This is a genomic window from Nocardia tenerifensis NBRC 101015, assembly GCF_000308715.1.
Classification (GTDB): domain Bacteria; phylum Actinomycetota; class Actinomycetes; order Mycobacteriales; family Mycobacteriaceae; genus Nocardia; species Nocardia tenerifensis.
This window is the reverse complement of the sequence record NZ_BAGH01000154.1, coordinates 1-4,429: the sequence shown is the minus strand read 5'-3', so window position 1 is coordinate 4,429 and position 4,429 is coordinate 1. Positions and strand designations below refer to the sequence as shown.

Genomic DNA, 4,429 nt, shown 5'->3' with positions numbered 1-4,429 from the left:
AACATCGGCCCGACCAACACGAGCGGCCCGGCAACATCGGCCCGACCAACACGAGCGGCCCGGCAACATCGGCCCGACCAACACGAGCGGCCCGGCAACATCGGCCCGACCAACACGAGCGGCCCGGCAACGTCGGCCCGACCAACGCGAAAGCGGCCGCGAACAAAGTCGTTCGCGGCCGCTTTCTTGTCTGTGGGTTCCTAGCGGACCGTGTGCACGATGAGCACGTCCGAGCGCGACTTGCGGGCGACGTCGGACGGGACGGAGCCGAGCAGGCGGCCGGTCAGCGTGTTCAGGCCGCGGTTGCCGACGACGAGCAGGTCGGCGTCGACGTCCTTGGTCAGCGTGAGCAGCGACTCGACCGGCTCGCCGACCACGGCGCGCTCGACGATGTCCACCGCGCCCGCCGCGGCGGCCCGGTCCCGCGCGGTCCGCAGGATCTCGTTGGTGGGGGCGGACCCACGCACCTGGTAGGCCTCTTCCTTGAGCACGTCTGCGGCGGCGGCCACGTCGCGATCGTCGGTCGGGTAGTAAGCACACGCGATGACCAGGGTCGCGGCGGACACTCCAGCCAGCGCGGCAGCCTTCTCGACGGCGACGTACGACGAGTCCGAGCCATCAGTACCGACGACAATGGTCCGGTAGGCGGTCATTCTCTCCTCCAACTATGCGGTGGTCAGGGTGCTTACGTCCGGGTACACCAAGACGTGCCCCGGCGCAGCGACTGGGCTCGACCCTAGCGGCAAACAGACCGGAAATATCAGAAATCGCAACACATCACACCGAGGGTGTCCGGGCATTGGCGCCACGCGTTCGCCGGGAAATGCGGGAGGAGCGTCGGCAACCAGGGCAGACACAATTGGTCGGCCGATAAACTGTGATCAAGCACAACGATCTCGAACGCTCTTGTCTCCCTGGGATATTCGTCACACACCTGCGACGATCGCGAACGAGTTCGGCCCGCCGCGACGCGCGAATCACGCGCCGGGGCGGGCCGCCCGGCCTGGATCTACCGTGCCTTTACGGCCACTGGCGGTAGTTCGCCCAGAATAAGCCGAGAATCGCTCCGATGATGTCCATGTCTCCCTCTCCTGCACTAAAAAGGACGCGCAATATTAGCGCGGCAGGCGGGATCAGAGGTCGAAAAGCGGTCCCGTGATGGTCAATCCGAGCTCATCGACGTGAGCGAAGAACGCGAACAGCATGAGTGTGGCGCCGACGAGGGCCAGATTCTTGTTGAAGTGGATCATTTCGCCCTGTTTGGCCTGGGCGTCGGTTTCCTTCCAGAACGAGTGCATCATCACGGCGGTCACCAAGAGCACCACCGCGATCACCAGCGAGCCGAGATCAGCCCACACGCCGAGCAGCACGCTCAATCCACCGAGACCGAACAGCGCGCCCGAACCGAGCACCGCCAACTTGGCCATCGGCACGCCCTTGCTCGCCGAGTATCCCGCCATGGCTTCGGTCTGCGTGAAGTGCCCGAGCGCGGAGCTCAGGAACAACACCGAGAACAACACCCGTCCGATCAACACCACGACATCCATGTCCAGCTCCCTCTTTCGGCTGACAGTAGGTACCGCAACACACGACCGAGTGGCTCCGAAGCTATCCCCCGGCGACCTGCGGTCGAATGGTCGAATACGGTCGGCTCGGCGGCTACGACCCGGTCGATATGACCTTCGCCGTGACCTCGTTGCGCGAGCGTAGCGAATTCTTGGCGTATTCCAGTGGAGCCATTCCGACCTCCGCGGTGAACTCCCGCGAGAAGTGCGCCTGATCGAAGTATCCCAGCTCCGCGGCCAACGTGGCGAGATCTTCGGTGCGACCGCGCGCGAGCAGTTCCGCGCCGTCTTGGAGCCGGTAGCGCCGCAGCACCCATTTCGGGCCCGCGCCGACGTAGCGGCGGAACATGCGCTGCAGCGTGCGGACCGGTACATCGAAGCGGTCGGTGATCTGGTCGACCCTGGTCAGGTCCGGATCCTTGGCCATCGCGTCGATGATGCGCAGGACGAGCAGGTAGGTCGGGTCGTCGGCGGCGGGGCGGTCCGTGAGAAAGTCCTCGACGATGGTGCGACGGCGCTCGTCGGTGGGTGCGTCGAGGACGCGGTCGGCCAGGCCGTCGGCGTCGGGCATGACGTCGATCAGGTCGACGACGGAGTCCCGGAACGAACCGACGTCGAGCCCGGTGAAGGCCCCGAAGCCACCCGCACGGAACCGCACGCCGAACACCTCGCCGGCGCCGCTGAGTTCGCGGACGAACTTCGTCGTGCACACGCCGTTGACGAAACCGCCTGTGCCACTTGTTGTTCGCTCGAAGGTGAGGTTCACGCTCGGGTAGGACAGCACCTCCGCTCGGTACGGCGGCCTGCCGCGCAGGTCCCAGCGCACCGCCCAGTACCACTCGACGAACCGGTCGACTTTCGGGCCCGCGGGCAGGCGGGCCAGCGAGCGGTGCTTGGCCTGCTCGTCCGGGTGCAGGATGCCGGTGGTGTCCGAAGGTGCCACCGGGTTGCGCGGTGGCGCGGGCTCAATGCCGGGCATGGTTTCGTTCCCCGTGTCGCTTTCTTACAAGACCGTCGGCGGGCGGCCGAGCAGGATCTAGATCATGACCAACACCGTGAACCCCATTGCGGAGGGCTACCACTCCATCACCTGTTTCCTCGCGGTCGGCGACGGCAACAAGGCCATCGACTTCTACTCCGCCGTCTTCGGCGCCGAAGTCATTTCCCGCAACGACCTGCCCGACGGGCAGCCCGCGCACGCCGAGCTGAAGATCGGCGACTCCACCCTCCAACTCGGCATGCCCATCCCCGACAACAACGTGCTCGCCCCCAACGGCGAGTGGGTACACACCTCGATCGTGCACTACTGCCCCGACGTCGACGCCGTCATCGAACGCGCCAAAGCCCACGGTGCCCGCACCGCCGAAGACCCCCAAACCTTCGTCACCGGCGACCGCTTCGCCGTCCTCATCGACCCCTTCGGCCACCGCTGGGCCGTCATGACCAGGGTCGAGGACGTCTCCCGCGAGGAAGCCGAGCGCCGCGTCAACGAATGGATGGCCACCCAGGGCTGAGCCAGTTTGCCAACCCCGCACACCCTCCTGCCGCCGACACGGCGTGTCGCCCGGCAGGTCGATGTGCGGGACCCCAGGAGCTGTGCGCCGACCCAAGGCGTGTGCGATGTCGAGCATCCGCATCCGTTGTCTCACCGGACCACTACCAAATCCACCCGCACACGCTTTGCGGCGGATCCGGCACCTCCCGCACGGCCAGAGACACAGAGGGCCCGAAGGGGGTGCGCCGCCAGGCACAGTGGCCGGCCCAGGGCTCCTGGCAGCCGACCAACACCTCTTTGGACGGACGCGACAGGCGCAGCGGCCGCCCCCTCCACTCCCACCAGCCGACCACCACCCCCCGCACCCCCTTTCTGGACGGCTGCGGTGTGTCGCACGGCAAGTCGATGTGCGGGAACCCAGAAGGTGCGCGGGAACCCACAACGTGTGCACTCGAGGCCTCGCCGGACCACTCAACCCGCACACCTTTCTGCGGCAGACGCGGCGTGTCGCACTCAGTCGTCATGGTCTCGCCGGACCACTCAACCCGCCTCATACCGCCTTGCCAGCGGATCCGGCGTGACGCACCGCAAGCCAGCGGCCGGGAATGCGGAGAGCGGGCGGACGCCGGAAGGGTATACGCGACAGGCACAGCGGCCAGCCCCAGAGCCCCACCATCCGACCAACACCCCCGCACCCCTCTTTGGACGGGTGCGGGGTGTCACGCGGCAAGTCGATGTGCGGGAACCGAGAAGGTGCGCGGGGACCTAAAAGAGGTGCGGCGGCCCACAGCGTGCACGGCACCCGGCGGCCGCAGGTATGCCACCCGCCGACCGGCTCAACACCCCCTCTTGCGACGGACACGGCGCGTCACACGGCAAGCCCGTCTGCGCGAACCCAGAAAGAGTGCGGGAGCCCAAAAACGGTGCGGCTCAGCGGCATAACGGTCCCGTTTCATCAACCTCAGCGCAGCCGTTAGCCGGGGTCGCTCTATCACCGCGACCCGGCCGAGCCATCACGTCACACCTCACCGCGACCACCTTTCCACCCACCCTCACACCTTTCTGCGGCAGACGCAGGGGGTCGCACGCAGTCATGGTCTCGCCGGACCACTCAACCCGCCCGCACACGGTTTGCCGACGGATCCGGCGTGACGCACCGCAAGTCGGCGGCCGGGAATGCGCAGGGCGTGCGGGCGCCGGGAGGGTTACGCGGCAGGCGCAGCGGCCGACCCATCCGCTCCCGCCAGCCGACCAACACCCCGGCCAGTCGACCAACACCCCGCACCCCCTTTCTGGACCGGTGCGGTGTGTCGCACGGCAAGTCGATGTGCGGGAACCCAGAAGGAGTGCGGGAACCCACAGCGTGTGC

4 protein-coding genes are annotated in these 4,429 nt (G+C 67.1%); 1 reads left to right on the top strand and 3 read right to left on the bottom strand.

What is annotated here, in order from left to right; all coding sequences use genetic code 11:
- Positions 1 to 200: 200 nt before the first annotated feature.
- From ON39_RS12240 to ON39_RS12230, 3 genes are all read right to left on the bottom strand, one after another.
- Positions 201 to 653: a universal stress protein gene (locus tag ON39_RS12240; RefSeq protein ID WP_040733733.1), complete on the bottom strand. Its 453-nt coding sequence runs from the start codon at positions 651 to 653 to the stop codon at positions 201 to 203.
- A gap of 480 nt (positions 654 to 1,133) precedes the next feature.
- Entirely contained in the window at positions 1,134 to 1,547 is a 414-nt protein-coding gene (locus ON39_RS12235; protein WP_040733730.1) for a DoxX family protein, read from the bottom strand.
- Between the two features lie 112 nt (positions 1,548 to 1,659).
- A complete protein-coding gene (locus tag ON39_RS12230; RefSeq protein ID WP_051186534.1) occupies positions 1,660 to 2,544 on the bottom strand; it encodes a helix-turn-helix domain-containing protein in 885 nt (294 codons plus the stop codon).
- Between the two features lie 64 nt (positions 2,545 to 2,608).
- Here ON39_RS12230 and ON39_RS12225 point away from each other — a divergent pair, with 64 nt between their 5' ends.
- Positions 2,609 to 3,079 carry a VOC family protein gene (locus ON39_RS12225; protein ID WP_040733727.1) on the top strand — a complete coding sequence of 157 codons (471 nt, stop codon included), beginning with the start codon at positions 2,609 to 2,611 and terminating at the stop codon, positions 3,077 to 3,079.
- Positions 3,080 to 4,429: the final 1,350 nt, after the last annotated feature.